We start from the raw sequence: 2,143 nt of genomic DNA, 5'->3' as shown, positions 1-2,143 counted from the left end.
CTAGGAAACCTTGCTATTTGAGAAAATTAAGAAATAGATAAAATTCAGATATTTGAAACTTTACTTATCAGTTTTACTCCGGATTGTGAATAATTAAGTACTTACATCGATTTCATCATACTGATTTATTAAGTGTAATTGCCCAAATTCCACTAATAAGTAATCCCACACCAATCCACTGTGAAGTTACTATTTTTTCCCGTAGGATAATACTACTTGCAATTGTTGTAGCAACTATGGTTAAGCCAATTACAAGTGGATAGGCTACAGATAGATTAAACTTACCTAAGACTAAAATATAAAAGATAGTGCTAATTCCATATAAACAAATTCCACCAAATAAATAGAAATTTAGCAAATTTTGACCCGATCCCATTTTGAGTAGGGTTTGCGCTCCCGTATTTAAGATAACAGTGAGGATGATTAATCCCCCAATCAGAAGTTGTTGCATGATATTATGTATTTTGTTTTGTAGAAAACGATTCATTTACTAAATCAATCTGAATGAAACAGAATATTTTTAGTTCTAGTTTTATTAGATATGATTTTCTTGATTAAAAGTCCAGATTTCGCGCTGCTGTGGATATGGTTTTTGTAAGTATCTACCTGCTACTTTTTCCCACCAGCGAGGAGGATGGGGAAGGGTTGCAACCTGAATACAATGACACCCACTTATTTTTGCTCCCATGACATCAGTATGGAATGAATCACCAATTACAAAGACTTGGGAAGGATGGGATCGCATATAAGAAATAGCATGTTTAAATGGCTTAGGAAAAGGCTTTTTTGCCGGACTTAATGCGGTAATATCAAGACGATTTGACCAATAGATAACACGGTGTTGACGTTTCCCATTTGAGAGAATAAAAAATATTAATCCTGCAAATTTGGCTTTACTAATCCATTCTTCCGCACCCGGAGATAAATATTTGTCGTCTTCAGATACGATTGTGTTATCTAAGTCTAAAATAATGCCTTTACACCCACACTGAAGTAACCAATCAATATCAATATCAGCAAGTATCTCTACTGAATAACGATATGATTTTTGGGGTTTGCGCCCCCATCTCTTGAAAAATAATTGGGATAAGGCTTTTGTAACTGAAAACATCAATAAATTTCCCTTTAGAACCCTGTTTGAATTAAACCTTGATGTTTCAACCATAGGATTGCAAAGCAAGTCAATATCCAACTAACAACTGTGATTAAAATTGGTAAGTCTTTAAGCAAAACTTCCTCTGGTCGTTCGCTACGTCCACCCCGTTCAAATTCACTACGAACATCGTTCTCAATTTCCTGAGGGTCACTCAAAAGTTGGTAGCGGAAAATACCATAAAGTACAAACGGCAAAGTCACAAGCATCCAAGAAGTCGATGCACCACGGACTACAGGACCCGAACTCCATAGTGCATAGGAGACTACTGCTCCGGTAGTGACGATGCTTTCCATCCGTTGTAGCAGTGGTAGTGAATATTGTTGGAGAACAGCACGGGGTTTACTACCTTTGAGTTTCGCTAACCGCAATTCTGCCTTACGTTTTTCAATCGCTAAAAATAGCGCTAACATTGCCGTACACAACACAAACCAAGGTGAAACGATAATTCGGGTTGCTGCTGCTCCCGCACTTGCACGCAACACAAAACCCATTGCGATCGCACAAATATCCAATATCACCATCCGTTTCAGACAGAGATTATAGGCAACCTGTAATATTGCATATCCGCTAATGACTGCACCTAATGCAGGGGAAAACATCCAGCTTAAACTGACTGAACCACCCAACAACAGTACTGCCATCACAATGGCGATCGGAACACTTACCAAACCTGCTGCAATTGGACGTTTACATTTGACTGGATGCTGACGATCGGATTCCACATCTGCAATATCATTAATTAAGTAAAATCCGCTCGATGCAGCACAAAATGCCAAAAAAGCAAAAGCACTACCAGAAAAAGATGAAAAGTTAATACTAAAAGCAAATAAAGGTGCAGCAAAAACAATTAAATTTTTAGTCCATTGTCGCGGACGTAATGCATTAATATGTGCAACAATTCGCTTTTTTGCTTTAATCGGTTTACCTAACAGTTCAACATGTCGATTATTCATAATTTTGTTGATAAAAAGGGCACACCCTTTTGAT

At 37.5% G+C, this 2,143-nt stretch carries 3 protein-coding genes; all 3 read right to left on the bottom strand.

Annotated elements, in window-relative coordinates; all coding sequences use genetic code 11:
* Positions 1 to 115: 115 nt before the first annotated feature.
* Genes CK510_RS29655 through CK510_RS29645 form a run of 3 tightly spaced genes read right to left on the bottom strand, consistent with a single transcriptional unit; the run spans position 116 to position 2,109 of the window.
* Positions 116 to 487, bottom strand: a complete 372-nt coding sequence (locus tag CK510_RS29655; protein WP_245912509.1) for an SMR family transporter — start codon at positions 485 to 487, stop codon at positions 116 to 118.
* A 48-nt stretch (positions 488 to 535) separates the two neighbouring features.
* Positions 536 to 1,111 carry a YqeG family HAD IIIA-type phosphatase gene (locus CK510_RS29650; RefSeq protein ID WP_095725023.1) on the bottom strand — a complete coding sequence of 192 codons (576 nt, stop codon included), beginning with the start codon at positions 1,109 to 1,111 and terminating at the stop codon, positions 536 to 538.
* A gap of 14 nt (positions 1,112 to 1,125) precedes the next feature.
* Positions 1,126 to 2,109, bottom strand: coding sequence for a decaprenyl-phosphate phosphoribosyltransferase (locus CK510_RS29645; protein ID WP_095725024.1), 984 nt, complete (start codon positions 2,107 to 2,109; stop codon positions 1,126 to 1,128).
* Between the last annotated feature and the right edge of the window lie 34 nt (positions 2,110 to 2,143).

This window comes from Brunnivagina elsteri CCALA 953 (assembly GCF_002289455.1).
GTDB lineage: Bacteria > Cyanobacteriota > Cyanobacteriia > Cyanobacteriales > Nostocaceae > Brunnivagina > Brunnivagina elsteri.
The sequence above is the reverse complement of the archived record's forward strand: the minus strand, read 5'-3'. Positions and strand labels throughout refer to the sequence as shown.